This is a genomic window from Paenibacillus sabinae T27, assembly GCF_000612505.1.
In the GTDB taxonomy this organism is placed as follows: domain Bacteria; phylum Bacillota; class Bacilli; order Paenibacillales; family Paenibacillaceae; genus Paenibacillus_AQ; species Paenibacillus_AQ sabinae.
Window position 1 is genome coordinate 4,301,051 of sequence record NZ_CP004078.1, and the last position, 19,564, is coordinate 4,320,614.

Annotated in this window: 16 protein-coding genes, 1 pseudogene and 1 riboswitch; of the genes and pseudogenes, 4 read left to right on the plus strand and 13 right to left on the minus strand. The window is 54.1% G+C overall.

The window, feature by feature from the left end; translation table 11 throughout:
* Window position 1: 1 nt before the first annotated feature.
* A riboswitch (SAM riboswitch) is annotated at window positions 2-146 on the minus strand.
* Between the two features lie 66 nt (window positions 147-212).
* The 11 genes and pseudogenes from PSAB_RS19745 to PSAB_RS19795 form a co-directional block, all read right to left on the minus strand.
* The gene (locus PSAB_RS19745; RefSeq protein WP_025336312.1) at window positions 213-947 is read right to left on the minus strand and encodes a Cthe_2314 family HEPN domain-containing protein; all 735 of its coding nucleotides are present in this window, start codon (window positions 945-947) and stop codon (window positions 213-215) included.
* A gap of 37 nt (window positions 948-984) precedes the next feature.
* Entirely contained in the window at window positions 985-2,763 is a 1,779-nt protein-coding gene (locus PSAB_RS19750) for a UbiD family decarboxylase (RefSeq protein ID WP_025336313.1), read from the minus strand.
* 25 nt (window positions 2,764-2,788) lie between these two features.
* Window positions 2,789-3,742, minus strand: coding sequence for a COX15/CtaA family protein (locus PSAB_RS19755; protein ID WP_025336314.1), 954 nt, complete (start codon window positions 3,740-3,742; stop codon window positions 2,789-2,791).
* Between the two features lie 194 nt (window positions 3,743-3,936).
* Window positions 3,937-4,281, minus strand: coding sequence for a thioredoxin family protein (locus PSAB_RS19760; protein WP_025336315.1), 345 nt, complete (start codon window positions 4,279-4,281; stop codon window positions 3,937-3,939).
* A gap of 85 nt (window positions 4,282-4,366) precedes the next feature.
* Window positions 4,367-5,992 carry a putative polysaccharide biosynthesis protein gene (locus tag PSAB_RS19765; protein WP_025336316.1) on the minus strand — a complete coding sequence of 542 codons (1,626 nt, stop codon included), beginning with the start codon at window positions 5,990-5,992 and terminating at the stop codon, window positions 4,367-4,369.
* A gap of 26 nt (window positions 5,993-6,018) precedes the next feature.
* Window positions 6,019-6,504 (minus strand): DUF456 domain-containing protein, encoded by a 486-nt coding sequence (locus PSAB_RS19770; protein WP_025336317.1) that lies wholly within the window; start codon window positions 6,502-6,504, stop codon window positions 6,019-6,021.
* A 61-nt stretch (window positions 6,505-6,565) separates the two neighbouring features.
* Window positions 6,566-7,336 (minus strand): Cof-type HAD-IIB family hydrolase, encoded by a 771-nt coding sequence (locus PSAB_RS19775; protein WP_025336318.1) that lies wholly within the window; start codon window positions 7,334-7,336, stop codon window positions 6,566-6,568.
* A 22-nt stretch (window positions 7,337-7,358) separates the two neighbouring features.
* A pseudogene (locus PSAB_RS19780) lies at window positions 7,359-9,447 on the minus strand (peptidoglycan D,D-transpeptidase FtsI family protein).
* A 244-nt stretch (window positions 9,448-9,691) separates the two neighbouring features.
* Window positions 9,692-11,788, minus strand: coding sequence for a peptidoglycan D,D-transpeptidase FtsI family protein (locus tag PSAB_RS19785; RefSeq protein WP_025336319.1), 2,097 nt, complete (start codon window positions 11,786-11,788; stop codon window positions 9,692-9,694).
* 42 nt (window positions 11,789-11,830) lie between these two features.
* Window positions 11,831-12,973 carry a transglutaminase domain-containing protein gene (locus PSAB_RS19790; protein ID WP_025336320.1) on the minus strand — a complete coding sequence of 381 codons (1,143 nt, stop codon included), beginning with the start codon at window positions 12,971-12,973 and terminating at the stop codon, window positions 11,831-11,833.
* An 80-nt stretch (window positions 12,974-13,053) separates the two neighbouring features.
* Window positions 13,054-13,503: a hypothetical protein gene (locus PSAB_RS19795; RefSeq protein WP_025336321.1), complete on the minus strand. Its 450-nt coding sequence runs from the start codon at window positions 13,501-13,503 to the stop codon at window positions 13,054-13,056.
* A gap of 603 nt (window positions 13,504-14,106) precedes the next feature.
* Between PSAB_RS19795 and PSAB_RS19800 the strand changes: the two genes are divergently transcribed.
* Window positions 14,107-15,303, plus strand: coding sequence for an MFS transporter (locus PSAB_RS19800; RefSeq protein WP_025336322.1), 1,197 nt, complete (start codon window positions 14,107-14,109; stop codon window positions 15,301-15,303).
* Window positions 15,304-15,845: 542 nt separating this feature from the next.
* Window positions 15,846-16,193: a toprim domain-containing protein gene (locus PSAB_RS19805; protein WP_025336323.1), complete on the plus strand. Its 348-nt coding sequence runs from the start codon at window positions 15,846-15,848 to the stop codon at window positions 16,191-16,193.
* Window positions 16,194-16,311: 118 nt separating this feature from the next.
* Here the strand turns inward: PSAB_RS19805 and PSAB_RS19810 are convergent, their stop codons facing one another.
* Both PSAB_RS19810 and cyoE read right to left on the minus strand, forming a co-directional pair.
* Complete coding sequence (locus PSAB_RS19810) at window positions 16,312-16,929, minus strand: SCO family protein (protein ID WP_025336324.1); 618 nt, start codon at window positions 16,927-16,929, stop codon at window positions 16,312-16,314.
* 15 nt (window positions 16,930-16,944) lie between these two features.
* Entirely contained in the window at window positions 16,945-17,883 is a 939-nt protein-coding gene (gene cyoE / locus PSAB_RS19815; protein WP_025336325.1) for a heme o synthase, read from the minus strand.
* Between the two features lie 260 nt (window positions 17,884-18,143).
* Here cyoE and PSAB_RS19820 point away from each other — a divergent pair, with 260 nt between their 5' ends.
* On the plus strand, window positions 18,144-19,148 hold the full coding sequence (locus tag PSAB_RS19820; protein ID WP_025336326.1) for a metal-dependent hydrolase: 1,005 nt from the start codon (window positions 18,144-18,146) through the stop codon (window positions 19,146-19,148).
* A 159-nt stretch (window positions 19,149-19,307) separates the two neighbouring features.
* Window positions 19,308-19,475, plus strand: a complete 168-nt coding sequence (locus tag PSAB_RS26000) for a hypothetical protein (protein WP_193373906.1) — start codon at window positions 19,308-19,310, stop codon at window positions 19,473-19,475.
* Window positions 19,476-19,564 lie beyond the last annotated feature (89 nt).

The following is a 19,564-nucleotide window of genomic DNA, read 5'->3' on the forward strand; positions in this document are numbered from 1 at the left end:
CTTCTCATCTGCACAAAGCCGTGAACATGCCACGCCATGTAGGAATTAGCACCATGACACTGATGCTTGGGGACGTATGTATACACCGCGCATCAATCGGTTGCCGGGCTTCATCGGGCCTGTCCCTCCGCCACTCTCGATAAGATTGGATATGAAATTTTCATGCCTTAGTATAAAATCTTTTACATGCTTTGTCAAAGATTTTTTAAAGATTATCGTTTACTATCTCTTGATTTTTCCAGACTCTTGCCGAGCAGCTCGTTGCTGTACGTGAAGACTTCGACCAGGGTTTTGCATACCATTTCCATCCCCTGACGCAAATCCTCCAAATGCTCGTCGAGATCCTCAAGCCGAATTTTGTCGTGCAGGCCCTGATGCCGCTGCCACAAGTCATCCTGCATTTCGGAATTCATATAATGAATCTCGGCGTTGCGTCGGTTCCGCAGCTTCTGCATCGGATCGCGGTACGATTCCTTGATCTCATCCAGCCGGCCCGACAATTCTCTATGCTTCTTGGTGGAACGGAATCGCCGGAGCACGGTAAAGTAGGAAAAATGCGCTTTAACCCTGACCGTATTCAGGTCGTACAGCGTGTTCAGCACCGTTCCCAGCTTGTCGAGCAGGGAGAAGACGCGGATGAAGCCGTTTTTGTAAAAATAGACATAGCGCGCGTAATCCCCCTGTTCGCTGACGGACATATCGTCCATATAGCCCGCCTTCACCGATTTGCGGAAAAAGCTAGCAGCGAACAGGCTCTGCTCAAGCTCATCCAGCGAGGAGATCAGCCCGCGAATCCAGATTTCCAGCTTCCGGTACTCATGGTCCCGGTCCTCGTTGTCATTCATTTCCGAGCGCAGCATGGACGCCATTTCCGCCATTTTGTCCATGGCATCGGCCAGCACGCCGGTGTTTTCACGGGGAGGCTCCCCCAGCAATATCCGCAGCATATCCATCCTCCTTATGCATTCGGCACGGGAAGTATCATTAAAAAGCTTGTTTAGGGAAATAGTTCTTCCAGTTGCGGTCGACCAATTCCACGATATCCTCGCGCGGTAACAGCTCGTCCGGGTACCCCGGCTTCATGCGGGCGTCAATGACGACCGGAAGCTCGTAGGCGATGTGATGATTTTTAACCGATGCTTCGGCAAAAATATCGGTCGCCGGATTAAAGCGGGTGAATACCGTCCACAGGAACGAGGTTTGCGACTTCACCGTTTCGGCGGCATTGTCGACCAGAATAACGAGCGGCCAGGAGGTATTCTTCTCCCGAAGCGCGCCTACGAGGCGCTGCGGCAGCTCCGGATCCTCCGTATAGGACGGGCCTGATACGACAAGGCAGCCGCCGCAGTAAGGCAGCGCCGAGTGAATGCCCGGAAGGTTGCCCTCCTCGTAGCTTCGCGGAAGCTCGCGCACCTTGCTGCCGATGCCCATCAGGACGCCTTTGCTGCCGTGATTCATTCGCTGGCCGGTGTAATCGAGCGTGTCATGCGAGGTTTTGTTGAAAATAAACAAATCGACCGCCGGATTGAACCGCTCCAGCACCGTTTCCAGCAGCTTCGGGAAATCGGCCAGATCCACGAGCTCGTTCGTCAGAATCAGGAACTTGGTCAACGACAGCTGCCCCTCGCCCAGGATGCGGAACGCCGATACGAGCGCTTCGCGGGAATAGCTCTCCCGCACGACGGCGGACGCCAGCGTATGGGAGCCCGACTCCGAGTACGCCCACAGGGAGTGGACGGACGGCATGACGAGCGGATAAGCCGGAGACAGCAGCCGCTGGAGGAAATCACCGAGGTAATAATCCTCCTGCCTTGGCTTGCCGACGATGGTCGCCGGATAAATGGCATCCTTGCGGTGCCACATGCGCTGCACATTCATCACCGGGAAGTCATGCTTCAGCGAGTAGTAGCCGTAGTGGTCCCCGAACGGGCCTTCCGGTCTGCGCTCATGCGGCGGAACCAATCCGCGGATGACAAATTCCGCCTCCGCCGGCATCCGGTGGCCGCCCATCGGATCTTTGACCATCGGCAGACGGCCGCCCAGCACCATGGAAGCCAGCAGCAGCTCCGGCATGCGCTCCGGCACAGGAGCGATGGCTGTGGCGATCAGGGCCGGCGGACCGCCGATGAAGACGGAAACCGGCAGCGCTTCGTTCCGCTGCTCAGCCTCAAAGTGATGAAAGCCTCCGCCCTTATGAATCTGCCAGTGCACGCCTGTCGTTTGATCATCATAGATTTGAATCCGGTACATCCCGAGATTATGGTCTTTGGGATTGGAAGGGCTTTCGGTGTACACAAGCGGCAGCGTGACGAACGGGCCGCCATCCTCCTGCCAGCTTGTGACTCGCGGCAATCCCTTCAAGGGATCGGTGCTCCGGCAGACGTTCAGGATGGGCGCGTCTCCCTGCGGCACATTCTTAATGCCGACCTTAAGCAGGTCAAAGAGCAGCCCTTTTTCCTTCCAGACGCCGGTCACTGTAGGGGGCAGCAGCGTTTCCACCGCGCCCATCAGCGACTTCATCAGTTCCTCGGGACGGGGGCCAAATGCTTGATCTACCCGGCGGACCGTGCCGAACAGGTTGGTCACTACTGGGAAAGGAGTTCCTTTTACATTCGTAAACAACAGCGCCGGCCCCTCTTCCTGGATGACGCGGCGGTGAATCTCCGCCAGTTCCAGATAAGGATCGACCGGCGCTTCAATAACGGCAAGATCTTTATCCTTCCGCAGTTGCTCTATCCATTGACGTAAATTGCTGTATCCCAATATATTGTTCCTCCTCCAAACAACTCTATCCAGAACGGCTGATTTGATCTGAAGCCGTCTCATTTTTTAACCGGCCAAGCTGCCAGACGCGTACACTCAAATAGCACAGTACACCGAACAGACCGGAGATCAATACAATGTGTGCCAATGCGGCGAACAGGTACCACTGCTCGTTATCCAGCGTGAACACGACGCCCGCTCCGCTAAAAATCTGCAGCACGCACAAAATAACGGCGGCGATGCCGAGCTTCTTGAACTCGGGGTAATTGCCATAGCGCCAGAACGCTAGATGCCCGAGCGCCGCCACGAGAAGAAACAGAAGCAGCGCCGCGACCCGGTGAAAGAACATAATGGCGACTCCTCCGGAAAGCTCCGGAATCACTTCTCCGTTGCACAATGGCCAGCCTGAGCAGCCTCCTTGTGAATCGGTATGACTCACATAAGCGCCGATGTAGACGACGATATACGAATAAACGGCGGTTGCCCAGGTTAGCAGGCGGAAGCCTCCGGCAAGCGGCGGAAGGCCGCCGGGCACTTCGGCAGAGGGACTTCTTCCCGCGCCGAGAGCCAGCATCAGGGAGCTGGCGAAGGCGATCAGCGAGAAGCCCATATGCAGCGCCATCACGGCAGCGGATTGGGGCCGGACGACCGCCAAAGCGCCCATGGCCGCCTGGATGACGACGAAGAGCAGCGTCAAGAAGGCATACGCCTGCAAATCTCGGCGGTCCCGGGCATAGCGCCGGAAGGCCAGCGCCGAAGCCAACGAGAACAAGCCCGCCAGACCGCTCAGCAGCCGGTGGCTCCACTCAATCATCTGTCCGAGCGTATAAGCCGGTACCAGCTTGCCGTTGCACAGCGGCCATTCATTGCCGCATTCAAGTCCGGACCCCGTTTTCGTGACCACCGCACCGCCAAGCAGGGCGAGAAACATAATGAGACAGGTTATGTATCCAAGCCATTTCAACTGTTTCGCCGTCAATCCGATCACCCGCTGTCTTATGGAATTTTATAGCTTCCGGGTCTATCGCGACAAAAAGTTATGCGTTTCCATTATAACCGATAAGTACGTTTCTCGTAAAAATATAAGACCAAATGATAAGCGCTCAGCTAAAAATTCTTATATTTGAAAAAAAGCCGCCTCCGCACGAACCTTTGCGAAAGCGGCGAATCGCATTACTTGTGAATGGTCTGGTACACCTCGGACGCCCGGTTCAGGAAATCTTCAATTTCCTGTCTCGACTTGCGTAGCTTGTTGACGAACCGGACCAATTCTTTTCCCTCCGAATAAGCGACAAAGCTGGGGATGCCGAGTATATTCTGTTCCTGGCTGACATCGCCAACCGCATCGACGTCCACCTCAACCAGCGTCAGTTTATCTGCGAAATTCCGCTCTACCTCGGGAATAAACGGATTGATAAATTTACAATCTCCGCACCAGTCTGCCTTGAATACGGCCACGGTCAGTCTTGGAGATTGGATGGCCTCCTGAAATTCGGCCGCAGAGCTGATTTTGTCCATTACTTACACCGTCCCTTTCTAATATGGCAATAATCTCTTCTTACTCTTTAAGTGAAGCAAAATGCGCAGCGGAAGTCAAATGCCCTTATTCTCTTTCCCGCACGCGGGAGGGCTGCAGCTTCATGAGCGGATTCAGCAGCCTGCGCACCGGACGCGGATAGCTTGCAAGTTCCTGCGCGCTTAATACGCCCAGCACAATCAGCATAACGAGATAAAGAATGACAACCGCCGCTCCTGCGGCCAGACAGGCAATCAAATAAGCCAGCCGCGCAGGCATCATTCCGGAGAGGGCGATACCGGCCTCGTTCAGACCGTACCCTGCGGCCCCCGATACGAGCACAGCCAGCAGATATCCTCTCCAGCGCTTGCCCATGATCTCGAACGGCACAATGGTCCGAAGCAGCCGCAAGTTGAGGGCGGTGATTACGATAAAACAGAGCGCCGTAGCGATAATGATGCCGTAAATGCCCATGAACTGGCTCAGCAGAATGCTTGCCGCCAGCTTGACGATAACCCCTGCCAACACGTAGAACATGGAGATGCGCGATTTGCCCATGCCGAGCAGGATGGAGTTCGAGGTGGTCATCGTAATCTGAAAAATCGTGCCCAGCGTCAGCAGGGCGATGATGCCGCTGCCGGAGGTGCTGCTGAAGAGCAGGCCGTTCACCGAGTAGGCCGCGACGACAAGCGACAGCACGATCGGCGTACCGGTCAGGATGGCGATGCGCATGGCGAGTGTAATCTGCCGCTTCAGGTGGTCTTCGTCCCGGCGGGCATAGGCTGCTGAAATGACCGGAATCAGGGAGGTGCTGAGGGCGATCGCAAGTATCGGCGGAATGCCCGCAATACTCTGCGCCTTCAGTCCGAGAATACCAAGCAGTCGCTTCGCTTCAAAGGCGCCCACCTGCCCGCTGATGAGCGGGACAACCAGGGAAGTGTCAATGAAATAGACGGCTTGAATCGTCATGGAAGACAGAATGATCGGGATGGACAAGCTGAAAATATCTTTATAAATCCCGAGCAGCGGCAGCTTGGCTTCGGAGGAAGCCTGGATGCCGCTTTGCTTGTCGCTCCGCTTCATCTTGATTGCGGCATACAGCATGATGGCGAAAGCTCCGACGCTCCCGAACACGCTGCCAAACGAGGCTCCCGCCGCCATAACCGGGTTACCGTACCCTTGATGAAGCAGGAAATACGCTAAGAGGATAGCCGTAAACACGCGGGCAATCTGCTCCACAATTTGCGAGATTCCGTTGGCCATCATATTGTTACGGCCCTGCGAGTACCCGCGCATCATTGCGATGGTGGGGAACAGCAGCAGCGCGGGAGCGATCGCCCGGATCGCAAGCGTGCTCTCCGGAACGCCCGCATGCTTTGCGAACAGCGGAGCGGATATGTACAGCACCGCAGAGATGATCACGCCGGCAACGGCGCCAAAAATAAGCGCGGCCCGGTACACCTGGCGCGCTTCATCCGGACGGTTCAGGGCGTAGCGCTCTGAGACCATTTTGCTAAGCGTGCTGGGAATGCCCGCCGTGGCGAGCGTCAGCAGCATCAGATACACATTGTTGGCCTGCGTAAAGGCCACATCCCCTACTTCATTGAATAAATGCTCCAGTGGAACCCGCTGAAAAATGCCAAGCACGCGCGCTACCAGCGCGGCGGCGGCGAGTATAATTGTGCCTTTGACAAAAGAATCCTTCTTAGACAACCTGTTTCCCCTACTTTGCAGTGAATTTAATACCGGCCGATCCAAATAAAGAAGAGGATCACCATAACGATTTGAAGCACGACTTTAACCACGGTGCTGCTGAACAGCCCGAGCATGGAGCCAGCGCTGACCTTTAGCGCTTTGCCCGGATTCGATCCGGCGATCATCTCGCCGATAAATGCTCCAAGAAGCGGCCCGATAATGAGGCCGAACGCCGGGATCACGAACGGTCCCGCGATCAGGCCGATGGTGCTGCCGATCACGGAGGCGCGGGAGCCGCCGAATTTTTTGACGCCCCATGCCCCCACGACATAGTCCGCAATGAACAGCGCGGCGACGATCAGCGTCTGGATGATCCAGAACAACGGTCCGAACGGCGCGAAGCCGAAGAACCAGCCATAGACGAAGAAGGCAAAGTAAATCGCCAAGGCTCCCGGCAAAATCGGATAGACGGCTCCGGCCAAGCCGACGGCAAAGAGTGCGATAATCAGAATCCAACCGAGAATAGTCAAGCTTGGTCCCTCCTGTGTTTAGTTGTCAGGCTTGCATTCATGAGCAGGCCCTTGCGTTAGGTTAAGATCTGTGCTGGGAGGCAGCCGCTTCATCCAGCAGAATAAAACGGCGGATGACCTCGGCAATTCCATCTTCGTTGTTCGACGAAGTCACCGCGTCGGCTTCCTCCTTGACCGTATCCTGGGCATTGCCCATCGCAACGCCAAGGCCTGCCTGCTGAATCGCCGCCAGATCGTTCAAGCTGTCGCCGACCGCGACGACTTCCTCCATCTTGATGCCCAGCAGGCCGCACACTTCCTTGATTCCGGCTGCTTTATTCACACCGAGCGGATTGATCTCAAGATTGTAAGGCGAGGAGTTGGTGATCTCCAGACCGCCCATGTCCTGCAGCTTCAGCAGCACCTGATGGCGGATCTCGTTATCTTCCGTATGATAGCCGAACTTCAGCCACTCCCGCCCGTCGATATCGCCGTCCCAGCTTTCCTTGTTATACACGCCATCGACGGCATACGCCCAATACCAGATGCCGGCCTTCGCCGCGATCGCGTGCATTTGTTTGACGAGCTGCGGGTCCATCAGCGAACGGCGGTACAGCTCATGCGGCGCCCGCCACACTTCGCTGCCGTTCACCGTCACCATCGGTGTCTTGAGTCCAAGCTGCTCGGCGTAAGGATACGCAGAGTCGAAAGAGCGTCCGGTGGACAAGCACACATGGATGCCCGCGTCGACCGCCTTGTGAATCCATTTTACCGTCTCCGGTGTAATCAATTGTTCGTCATTCAGTAAGGTCCCATCCATATCCAAAGCAAGCAGGCGGTATTTGGCAGTCATTGCCACCCCTCCATTTTCTGTTTTATTGGTTTATATTAACCGGTTGATTCTGCTGGAGACTCTTCTTCGGCACACCATTCAAGCCGTACTCCCAGTCGTAAGCGTCAAAAATCTTCCGTGCGACCGGCGCGGCGCTGTTCGAGCCGAAGCCCCCTTCGGGGATTACAACGGCTACAGCCAGCTTCGGATGCTCGCGCGGAGCGTAGGCGATAAAGACGCCGTTGTCAACGGTGTGTTTGCCACTTTTATCATAATAATCCTGCTGTGAGGTTCCCGTCTTGCGGGCAAAATCGTAAGGGAAACCGTCAAACACCTTGACATCGCTCTTCATACCGCGCTTCACTTCGTTCCAGTACGCATCGTTGATTTTAACGGTATTTAATACCGTCCGGCCGAACGTTTTGACCACTTTGCCACTCGAATCCGTAATTTTACTGACCAGATGCGGCTTGATCCGCTCACCCTTATTAGCCAATGTTGACGCATACTGGGCAAGCTGCAGCGCCGTATATCCGCCCTGCTGGCCGAACGAGGCATAGACGAGCGCCGCCTGGGAACTGCCCGCAGCTTTAATATTGGTGTAGTTGATTTTCCCTCTGCGTTCTCCCGGGAGGTCTACTCCCGTAAAGACACCAAGGCCAAACTCCTTCATATATTTATCCCATACTTCAATGCCTTCTGAATGATATTTGTTATATAATCTCTTGCCTACCATGTCCACCATAAATACATTGGAGGAATGCTCGATGGCCTGATGAGGATACATTCCTCCATAGACATGTCCGGATGCGTTTCGAACGCTGGTCTCATGGCCTGCTCTGCCAAAATAAGCAATCCCTGTATCCGTGTACTTGTGATATTCTAAAGAGTCCTTCATTTAGCCCTAGCAATACACTGAGCGGCTTGACGGTGGAACCCATCAGAACGGCCGAGTCAAAGTTATGGCCCGATCTGCCTGAAGCAATTGGAGTAATCGTGCCATTTTGGTAGTTCTCCATAATTTTATTCCAAACATCCGTATCAATACTACCGCTGGTCCACGCATTCGTATCGTAATCCGGCATGCTGGCCATGGCCACGATATTTCCGGTATCGACTTCCATCGCCACCGCATAGCCGGTTACGGCGTCAGGATGCGTCTTGCCCTGAACGGCATGCGTATGCAGCCATCTCAATTGATTGGTGATCGCCTGCTCCGTCTTGAGCTGCATATTTTTATTAATCGTCATCCAAATGTCATTGCCCTTGACGGGAGGAACGACCTTCTCAACCTTCTCAGCCATGTTCTGTGGATTGATGGAGACCACCTGATAACCGTTCTGCCCGCGAAGCTCCCGCTGATACTCCCGCTCAAGCCCATCGAAGCCAACAAATTCTTCATCTTTGTACATCAGCCCCGAGTTCGACCCCTTCTTCTTCATCGCGTTCAGGACGTTCTGGTAGATGGGAAGACTGTTGGAATTCTTGAACAGCTTGATATACCCGACCGTCTGGACAGCCACCGTATCCTTGTCGTAATGCCGCACGTTCTCTTCCACGACTTCGAGGCCAGGGTATTCATGTTTGTGCTCCATAAAATAAGCGACTTCCTTGGCGGAAAGTCCCACCTTGATCCGGCGGGGCGTATAGCCGTTGTACTTCTTGTACTTTAGGTCAAGCGAGTCTTTTACTTGTTCCACCGTCAGCTTCTCCCCGCTCTTGTCGCCCAGTTCATTGAATTTATTCACCAGATCCGTCGCCAGCTTGTCGACAGCGGTCTTCGCTTCCGGAGTAAAGTCCGTAATGCGGGTATCTTTGTCCGTCTTTTTGGCGGTGTATTCCTTGGTGAGCGTAATGTACAGCGACTGGACAGGGGAGGAGTAGGCGATCTTCTCGCCTCCGGCGGCGAGGATCGAACCTCGCATGGCAGCCAGCGGCACATCTTTCGTATCCCGGTTCGTCTCCACTTCGGTCAGCGTCGGTCCTTCTACAAATTGCAGTACGGCAAGACGGATAATAATGACACAAAAGATCACAAACGTGCTGAAAAAGAATACATTGGTCCGCAGCGCCAGGGTGCTTTTGCCGTTGGTCTCGTCCGAGGGCGAGATTTGATTGCGAAAAAGGTTCACTTTGTTCTCTCCTTAATTATAACATCAAAGAATACCCTATGAATCCCTGTGAAGAAGGTTAATGTCCAAGGAATCCATTTCCAAAGTAACCCATTTATTGTAACACAAGCACCGCTGAGCCTCGAATATTTTTCGGCACATTTCTGTGGCCTGTCATCAAAGAAAAGGACATCTTCTTATGTGGATAAATACAAAGAAGATGTCCCCTCTCTTAATATACGATTAAAGGCTGCTGTCAGCTCCTTTAGTTCGTACCCGTTGCGCCGCTCTCGCCAGAACTGCCGCTTTGACCCGCGGATTGCTGCTGGAGACTCTTTTTCGGCACACCATCCAGCCCGTACTCCCAGTCGTAAGCGTCAAAAATCTTCCGCGCCACCGGCGCGGCGCTGTTCGAGCCGAAGCCCCCTTCGGGGATCACGACGGCAACAGCCAGCTTCGGATTCTCTCTCGGCGCGTAGGCGATGAAGACGCCGTTGTCTTTTAAATCACCTCTAGCTGCCTGCTGCGAGGTCCCTGTCTTGCGGGCAAAGTCGTAAGGGAATCCGTCAAACGCGCTGACGTCACTGTTCATCCCTCGCTTGACTTCGTTCCAGTAAGCATCGTCCATTTTGACAGTATTCAGTACCTCGCGTCCAAACGTCTTGACAACTTTCCCCGAGGGATCCGTAATTTTGCTGACAAGATGCGGCTGGATCCGCTCACCCTTATTGGCCAGGGTAGAAGCATATTGGGCAAGCTGCAGCGTGGTGTAAGCCCCCTGTTGACCAAAAGAAGCATAAACCAACGCTGCCTGGGCACTGCCTGCCGCCTTTAGATTCGTATAGTTGATTCTTCCCAGAAACTCATTGGGCAGATCAACTCCAGTGGACACACCCAGTCCAAATTCCTTCATATACTTGTCCCATACATCGATGCCCTTGGAAGCATATTTCTCATAAAGTCTCTTACCAACCATATCAACCATAAAGACGTTAGAGGAATGCTCAATAGCCAAAGCGGGGTCCATTCTTCCATAGACATGGCCAGAGGCGTTCCGAACCTTGGTTTCATGGCCGGCCTTACCGAAGGAAGTAATCCCCCTATCCGTATACCAATCTGTTGTTCTAAAAAGTCCCTCGTTAAGCCCGATCAATACGCTTAGCGGCTTGACGGTGGAGCCCATCAGAACAGTCGATTCAAAATTATTGCCCGATCTCCCGGACGAAAAAGGAGTTATCGTGCCATTCTGATAGTTGGTGATGTCCAGGATTTTCGAAATACTTCCGTCCGTCCATGCATTCGTATCATAATCCGGCATGCTCGCCATGGCCACGATATTTCCGGTGTCGACCTCCATCGCGACCGCGTAGCCCGTTATGGCATTGGGATGCGTCTTACCCTGAACCGGGTGCGTATGCAGCCATTTGATCTGGTCCGTTATTGCCTGCTGGGTCTTGAGCTGCACATTTTTGTTGATCGTCATCCAGATGTCATTGCCCTTTATTGGAGGAACGACCTTCTCAACTTTTTCCGCCATGTTCTGCGGATTGATAGAGATCTCCTGATATCCGTTCTGCCCGCGAAGCTCGCGCTGGTACTGAAGCTCAAGGCCGTCGAAACCGACGAATTCATCGTCTTTATAAGTCAGGCCCGCTGCCGGATCCTTTTTCATCGCGTTTAGAACGTTCTGGTAGATGGGAAGACTGTTGGAATTCTTGAACAGCTTGATATACCCGACGCTCTGAACGGCCACCTTATCCTTGTCGTAATGCCGCACGTTCTCTTCTACAACTTCCAGGCCGGGATATTCATCCTTGTGCTCCATAAAATAAGCGACTTCCCTTGAAGAAAGTCCCACCTTGATCCGGCGAGGCGTATATCCGTTATATTTTCTGAACTCCAGATCGAATGAATCCTTGACCTCTTCCACCGTCATCTTCTGCTCGCCTGGATCACCCAGCCGATTAAACTTATCCACCAGGTCAGCCGCCAACTGGTCGGCCTTCGCCTTGGCTTCCGGAGTAAAGTCCGTTTTGCCGGTATCCTTGTCCGTCTTTTTGGCGGTATACTCCTTGGTCAGTGTAATATACAACGACTGAACGGGTGTCGAAAAGGCGATCTTCTCGCCTCCCGCAGCGAGGATCGAACCTCGCATGGCGGCCAGCGGCACATCTTTCGTATCCCGGTTCGTCTCCACTTCGGTCAACGTCGGTCCTTCCACAAATTGCAGCACGGCAAGACGGATAATAATGACGCAAAAGATGATAAATGTGCTGAAAAAGAATACATTGATCCGCAGCGCCAGGGTGCTTTTGCCGTTGGTCTCGTCCGAGGTCGAGCCCTGCTTGCGAAAAAGGCTCACTTTGTTCTCTCCTTTATGATTCAGATAATTAGAATAAATGCCTCAAAGCACACTTTCCTTCATATGTGTGGAGTCAAAATCCGGCGGATTGAACCAGTTTCCGCTCTTGGCCCATGTGGAGTCCATTGGAATCCACGCCTTCCGCTCGGCGATATACACCTCGTTCCAGGCATGCGGCCCGTATCCGCCCTGACCGTCATAGCCGCGGCCGGTTACCACCCGCACATCAAGGCCCTGCGAACGGGCCATCACGGCATAAAGCCGGGCATAGTCGATGCATACGCCAAGCCGGGTATTGAAGGTATCCTGCGGCGTCTGTTCTTTCCATATCCGATTCTGCTCATAGTTCTCCGCTTTGGCGTAATCGTAGGAAATTCTGCTGCCGACCCAGTCGTAGAGCAGCCGGGCTTTCTCCTCGTCGTCCTTCGCGTTCCCCGCAATGTCCTCCGCCGCTCCGGCAATATCCTTCGGCACATCCCGGTCGATGATTTCGTATTTGCGCCGGAGAATTTCGTTCATCTCGTCGGCGACCGCCTTGGTCAGCACCGGCAGATGGTCCTGCACCGTGGTACCGGCCACAGGCTTGATCACGGATTCGACGCCCTGCCGGTACACCGGCGACTCTTCCACGTAGCGGGACAACCCGCTGCTTGGACTCAGTCCGGTCCAGACATACAGCGCGATGATGATCAGAAGGCAGCGGACGGCGCCGATGAACAGTCCGATGCCCGCACCGCCGAGGCGGCTTGCTGCCGAGATTCTCCTGCCCGGCAGACCGGGCCGCCGGCTCCGGGGAAACGGCAGCAGCGGGACCAGCAGCCCCAGGATGATCCGGATCAGGCTGTAGCCCAGGATCAGCAGGAACAGGAACCGCAGCAGCGGAAGTCCCGCAAGCGCCGACACGGCAGTGTAATAAAGCTGCTGCCACTGCTTCAGTTCTCCTGCGGGCGCGGTTGTTTCCGCCGCCCACGTTTGAACGTACGGCGAGAAATACGCCGCGGCCAGCGCGGAGAGAACCAGCGCCGCAATCGTCGCAATGCCCGAACCGAGCAGCCCGAACAACCTGCCCGCGGACATGGAAAATCCCCGAAACCAGCCCTGAATCAACGAGAAGGCGGCAACAACCAGCAATAATAACGTGATGATATTGGCATCGCGCAGGCTCTGCAGCCATTCGTTCAACATGTCTTCCCTCCTGCTCTAACACCTGTCTTGTATTTTGCTGCGACTATGATTAATCCGGTACCGATCGTTCTTGAAACCCTTTATTGACCCGTTCCCTGCGCTTTCCGCGCTTCATTGATGAAGCTGCGCAGCGTATCGTTCACGCTCCACTGACCGAGGCTGACGCCGCGGAAGGTTACGTTCACCTTATCTTCTCCGGCCTTGCCCTTCACCTCAATATTAGGCGTCGTAATCGTAAAGGTTCCGTCTTCACTCGCGGTGTAGACAGCATCCTTCGCTTCCTTCAGCATTACGCTCTGGGCTTCGGTCTTCAGCGTGTCGACCGTTCCCTCCTTGACCTTATTCACGGCATTTCCGATCTGATCTATAGTAACGCCGCTGTAGATGAGCAGCCCTGCGACAATGACAATGGCAATCGCCCATTTCAGCACCGTTTTGACCAAATTGACAACAGCGAACAGCAGCACCAGCCCGATAACGATCACGAGCCAATTTTCTCTAATAAATTGCGACCACACCTGAGTATCCATCAATCCTGCAACACGCTCCTGTACCTATTTGCCCCGGGCTCCGCTCTATACTGTTTCGCATAAGCGCTATTGCCACGGATATTGATTATTATACATGATCATTCGTCATATTTCACAAATCGGTCTAGATAAGTTGAACTTAAGATTTTCCCATCAGATATCAGTCGTAACTACGAGAAACGTTTGGACTTCCGGCCGGTGTTGTCTCCAGATTTCTTGATTTAAACCGCTCCTCGCGGATGAAATCCGGAGACAAAGGCGATCGCTATCGCTCCTACAGTTCCAAACTTCCCCTTTGTTACTCCTTCTTCTAATTTATTTCAAGTTCATCTTATTTAGATTGGTTTCATTCTTATATTTCAAGAAGAAACGGCTGCGCCGTCCTGTTAGGGACGGTACCGTTTCTCGTAGAAATATAAGGCAAATGATAAGCGCGAAGCTTATACTTTCTTATATTTTAAAAAAACGGCATATGCCGTCCCACCCTCACGTAAAGTACAAGTAGCGATTGTCCACACCTTCCGGGAAGGTATCATTTCATTTTTCATTTCTGTCCGCCCTGACCTGGCAAGCCTGGGACGGCTCATGGAGGTGCACAGCCGCTTGAAGACCGCACTCTGGCTCTATCTGTTCTTGTTTCTGGCCTACTTTGATCTGCATGCGCAGTATCCCGTTCTGACCCCCTTCGCCATTTCGCTGGGCGCCGGTCCTGCCTTTATCGGCTGGATGATGGGCATGTATTCGCTTACGCATCTTCCCGGCAATCTGCTGGCCGGCGTGCTGATCGACCGAAAGGGCAGCCGCCGCTATATCGTCTACAGCCTGGTCGCCGCGGGCGTAATCCTGCTGTTCCAGGCGTATGCCCGGCTGCCGTGGCATCTGCTGCTTCTCCGGGCGGCGAGCGGCTTTGCGCTCGCATTCCTCTCCCCCGCCTGCATGTCGCTGCTCGCCTCGCTGTCAAGCGATTCGGAGAAGCAGGGGAAGTACATGTCCGGGCAGGGGATCGTGCATACACTCGCTTCCGTCCTTTCGCCGGCCGCCGGCGCTTTCATCGTAGCCAAAGCCGGCTTCTCAGGCACGTTCCTGAGCCTGGGCTGGCTGCTGATCGCTACCGGCGTAATGGCGTTCTTCAGCGTGCCAAGGGCTGCAAGGAACCAGCCGGCGAAGGCGGTAAGTGCAGCGGCGGAACACGGGCACGCCAAAGCGTTGATTTCGCCGGAAGCCGCTTCAACGAAGCTGGTTCCCTTCCGCTTTCTCCTGCTGCCCTTCTTCATTGCAGCCGCCCAGGGCGTACTGTTCTTTGAGCTCCCCCTGTCGCAGGCCGCAAACGGAAACAAGGGCATTCTTTCAACGGGAATTTTGCTTTCGCTGCTCAGTCTCGGCGCGCTCGTCACGTTGAGCATGCTGTTTATGAACCGCCTGCCCGCTCTATGGCGGATCGGCGCGGCGCTGCTTGGCATGGCGCTCTGCTTCTTCGGCCTTGCCGCCGTCCCCGGAATCCCTCCGGCGGTCATTCTGTTTCTGATGGGCACCGCAAAGGGCGTGCTGTTCCCGGCCTTGGCCTCGCTATTCATCAGCATCGGCGGACCCGGGCGTATGGGGCGGATCTTCTCGCTGCAATCCATCGCCACTTCTCTCGGGGCCTTCGCCGGCCCTGTTGCGGCCGGACAGCTTCGGGGGTTCGTTTCGCCTTACTTCATCGCCTTCGTTCTGGTGATGCTCGCCCTGCTGATTATCCCGCTTCCGGGATCAGGCAAGCTGTCCGCCTATCGTCCCGATTGGGAAGGTCCGGCGATTTGATCTATACGCAGTACAGCCGCCTCCCTAAAGTCGAGTCTTGCCGTCCGTCGTTAAATGGGCAGGGACACAAACCCGGTAGATAAATCGACATATAATACATCGTAGTCAAGAATCCACTGCGAAAGAGAGTTGATCTACATGATGAATCCCTGCTGCCCTAAACCCGTTGCACCGGTTCACACTGTTCCGGTGTGCCCGACATCTGCCGGCGTTATTCTGGTCCTCTACGTCCTGCTTGTCATTATCCTCAAAACATGCTGGTTATAAGACACGGACTCCGCTCTCTATAGCGCATATTCCACGAAATCATCCGGACAGCCGTCAGGCTCCGGGTGATTTTTTTGCTGTATCCATGTACGGTTTCAAGCCGCGAGATAAAATATCCGGCAGATTCTGGCGGATGATGCGACATTTCCCGGGGAATGACTACAATCCTGCGGCCGCTTCTGTTAAAAGTGACAAACCTTAGGTAATATATAGGTAAAGGCCCGGCAGCCGGTTATGCCGCGCTTCCATTATCCGCCGGAGGTGACGCCGCCATCATGTCCATTACCATCATCGTCGAAGGAAAGAATGACCGCAGCCGGTTAAGGCGTCTGCTGAAGCCCGAGATCGACATTCTGTGCACCAACGGTACGCTCAATACGCTAAAGCTTGAGGCACTGCGTAAACAAGTCGGAGATAATGAAGTCTACCTTTACATGGACAACGACAGCTCCGGCAAAAAAATACGCGGCGTCCTGCGCGAAGCTTTTCCCGACGCCGAGCATATCTACACCCGCCGCGGTTACGCCGGAGTCGAAGGCACGCCCGATGAATACAATATTTCGCAGCTTGAAAAAGCGGGGCTGGAAGAATTCATTATCTATCCCGAGCCGCTGCCCTACTGAAGCAGCCCGAGTCCTTATTTCCGAAAAAAGCGCCTTTTTCAGCTTTCCCCTTCCATGTCGGAACAAGGGAAAAACGAAAAAGGCGCGTTTCCAAACAAAGCTTACTCATCCAAAGCGTTTACTCGCGGGCGAGCTTGTTCACCGCATCCTCTAGAAATTCCGGGGTCACCTGATCCATGTCGCCGGCATTGTACAGGGCGCGCAGCCGGTTCTCCCGGTCCACCAGCCCGATCAGGTTCGCGTGGGCGAAATTGTCCTTGCTGTTCCCCGCGATCAGGATTTTGAACGAATCGGCCGCCAGATTCCGCACCTTCTCCTGATCGCCGCGCAGAAAGTACCAGCCGCCATAGTTCGCATGGAAACGGTCGGCAAACGTCTTGATCGCTTCGCGCGTATCATTCTGCGGGTCGAATGAGATGGAGAGGAAGGACGAATCTTTGCCAAAGCTGCCGTCCTTGATCAGCAGCTTTTGAGTCTGCGACAGGGTAAAGGTCGTAACGGGGCACACATCCGGACACTGGGTAAAAAAGAAATAGACCAGCCGGACCTTGCCCTCCGTATCCGACAGCGTTACCGTGTCACCGTTTACATTTTCAAGGGAGAAGTCATGCACTTCCCCGATAACCGGGAGCTTCCCCGTTCGGGAAGCCCAGGAGCTTGCGGCCAGATAGGCCGCCATGGCCAGCGCGAGCAGCAGCATCAGCCAAGTCCATTTATACCGTAAGAGGATGCGCATGATCTTCTCCCTTCGTTATCCGTTAATCGTATTGAGCACCATAGCGATCAGGCTGAGCGTCAAATAATTAATGGAGAAAAAGAAGTTCTGCTTCGCCCAGGCATCATCATCCTTTGCCCAGAGGCCTTTTAGCGTCAGATAAAGCCAGGTGACGGAGAGTCCGGCCGAAACGATCAAATAAAAAATGCCGGCGTAATCGTACACATACATGTACACCGAAACCGGAACGAGCAGCGCAACATAGGGAATCATCTGCAGTTTGGTGCGCCGCGTGCCTTTCACGACCGGAAGCAGCGGAAATCCGGCGGCGCGGTACTCTTCCTTGCGGCGGATGCCAAGCGCCCAGAAATGCGGGGGCTGCCACAGGAACAGCATCGCGAACAGCAGCCAGGCGCCAAGATCAACCTTGCCCGTTACGGCAACATAGCCGATCACCGGCGGCATTGCGCCGGAAATGGCGCCGACCGAAGTGCTCCAGGTGGAGGTCCGCTTCAGCCAAAGGGTATATACTACAACATAGACGAACATACCGACGATTCCGAACAGACCCGCCAATACTCCGGAAAAAACGAATAACGAGACGAGTCCGGCGATACCGAGCCCTGCAGCGTAGACCAGAACCGTATTCGGCTTCAAGCGGCCGGTTGGCAGACCCCGTTTCTTGGTCCGTTCCATTTTCATATCCAGATCGCGGTCGAAATAGTTGTTGAATACACAGGCCGAAGCCATCACAAGCATCGTGCCGATCAGGGTCAGGATAAGTTTGCCGTAATGAACATCCCAACCGGAGGCCAGCCAGAAGCCCGCGAACGCGGCGATCAGATTCGACCGGATAATGCCCGGTTTGGTTACCGTAATGAAATCGCGCCATGTGGCGCGCTCGGCTTCAGGGGGGAGTTTAGCGGACATGGCCGCGGATTCGGAAGAGGCTTGATATCTCCATTGATTATCCACGTATATGAGTTCCTCCTTAATGCTCCGCCTTGAAGACGGAACGTACTTGCAAGCCTGTTTCGCAGTTTATACTGACGAACATTAACCTTCCGCTGTTAACTTTATCATAACAAACGGCAAAATACTTTGACAATCATTGACCAAGATGTTCATCAATTTGACAATTGCGTGACGGAAAATATTTCAGTTGAACATAAATATTAAGGAGTTAAAATGGGTAGTTATTAATAGAGAACTTCCGTACAAAGGAGAACTGCGCTATGGATACCGCTACACACTTCGTTATGGGTTTTGGACTCGCGGGGCTCTCCTTCGTCGATCCCGCCGTCTCCTCGCAGCCGATGCTGGCCGGAGCTGTCATGCTGGCCACCGTTATCGGTTCACAGGCCCCGGATGCCGACACCGCCCTTCGGTTGAAAAGCAATGCGGTCTATATCCGAAATCACAGAGGGATCACTCACTCCCTTCCTTTTTTATTGCTGTGGCCCGGGCTCATCACACTGGTGTTTAGTCCGATTTTCGGACTAAACGATGCGCGCTCCGTCGGCCATCTTGCCCTCTGGAGCTTTATCGCCGTTGCCATTCACGTGTTTAGCGATTTATTCAACACGTACGGCACTCAGGCCGCCCGGCCGTTCACCGAACGCTGGATTGCCTGGAACATCATCCATATTTTCGACCCCTTTATTTTCGGCACCCACGTAGCGGCTATCGCGCTGTGGGTTACAGGCCTGATCCCGCCGGCTCCTCTATTCGTGACGCTGTATCTCATCATCGTCCTGTACTACATTTGGAGAACCGCCGCGCATTTCCGGGTCACCCGCAGCATCATGCTTAAAGACATCAAGCATGACCCCAGCGACAAATATATCGTCATCCCCACAATTACGCCAAGGCGCTGGAATGTCGTCAAGGCTAAAAAGGCAGGCGACTACTATGTCGGCCAACTCAATTACGGACGCCTGGAGTGGTTCAAGCACGCGGTCAACTCCCAGCATCCGGCAGTGGAGCACTCCAAGAACCATCCGGATATCCAGGCATTTCTGTACTTTACTTCGTATGCCGTCGCCGAGGTTGAGGAATTGCCTTCGGGTTATATTGTACGCTGGGGAGACGTCCGTTATTTGCACCGCAAGCAATTTCCGTTTGTCGCTGTGCTTGTCATGGACCACCATTATCATCCGCTGCAGACTTATGTGGGTTGGCTCAGCAGCGAGAAGCTGGACGAACGATTCGCTATTGAGCCCGGGTCGATGAAAGTATAATCTTTGTCCATATAAAAAATCCCGAAGCCTTTCATAGCGCTCCGGGATTTTTAGTGTCAACCGACCTTATTTCATTATAGAATAGTCTATTATTGGGCAGCCGCCTTGATCCAAGCCCGTTCGGGCTTCGAAAGGCCTGCCTCGAAACGGAGGCATTCCATGAATAAAGGACTCTCGCTATGGTTCGCCCTTTCTTCGATCCTGCTCCTCGCCGCAGCCTCCATTGCCCTCAGCTACCGGCTGTGGATGGCGCTCCTGCTGGGCGCCCTATGCGTGCTCAATATCGGCTGGGGATTCATCATCAAAGCCCGCAGCGAAAGGAAATGACAAGCGTGCGCCGCAAAGGGTTTACACCCTAAGTCACTTCAAACCACAAGACCGGGAGAATCCCCCGCAAGAATACTCGCGTCCAGAAG

What these genes read in the sequence shown, in the direction of transcription:
- PSAB_RS19820 (WP_025336326.1), top strand. Translation starts at nt 18,144, where the DNA reads ATGGATACCGCTACACACTTCGTTATGGGTTTTGGACTCGCGGGGCTC.
- PSAB_RS19745 (WP_025336312.1), bottom strand. Translation starts at nt 947, where the DNA reads ATGCTGCGGATATTGCTGGGGGAGCCTCCCCGTGAAAACACCGGCGTG.
- PSAB_RS19795 (WP_025336321.1), bottom strand. Translation starts at nt 13,503, where the DNA reads ATGGATACTCAGGTGTGGTCGCAATTTATTAGAGAAAATTGGCTCGTG.
- PSAB_RS19810 (WP_025336324.1), bottom strand. Translation starts at nt 16,929, where the DNA reads ATGCGCATCCTCTTACGGTATAAATGGACTTGGCTGATGCTGCTGCTC.
- PSAB_RS19760 (WP_025336315.1), bottom strand. Translation starts at nt 4,281, where the DNA reads ATGGACAAAATCAGCTCTGCGGCCGAATTTCAGGAGGCCATCCAATCT.
- PSAB_RS19805 (WP_025336323.1), top strand. Translation starts at nt 15,846, where the DNA reads ATGTCCATTACCATCATCGTCGAAGGAAAGAATGACCGCAGCCGGTTA.
- PSAB_RS19790 (WP_025336320.1), bottom strand. Translation starts at nt 12,973, where the DNA reads ATGTTGAACGAATGGCTGCAGAGCCTGCGCGATGCCAATATCATCACG.
- PSAB_RS19775 (WP_025336318.1), bottom strand. Translation starts at nt 7,336, where the DNA reads ATGACTGCCAAATACCGCCTGCTTGCTTTGGATATGGATGGGACCTTA.
- PSAB_RS26000 (WP_193373906.1), top strand. Translation starts at nt 19,308, where the DNA reads ATGAATAAAGGACTCTCGCTATGGTTCGCCCTTTCTTCGATCCTGCTC.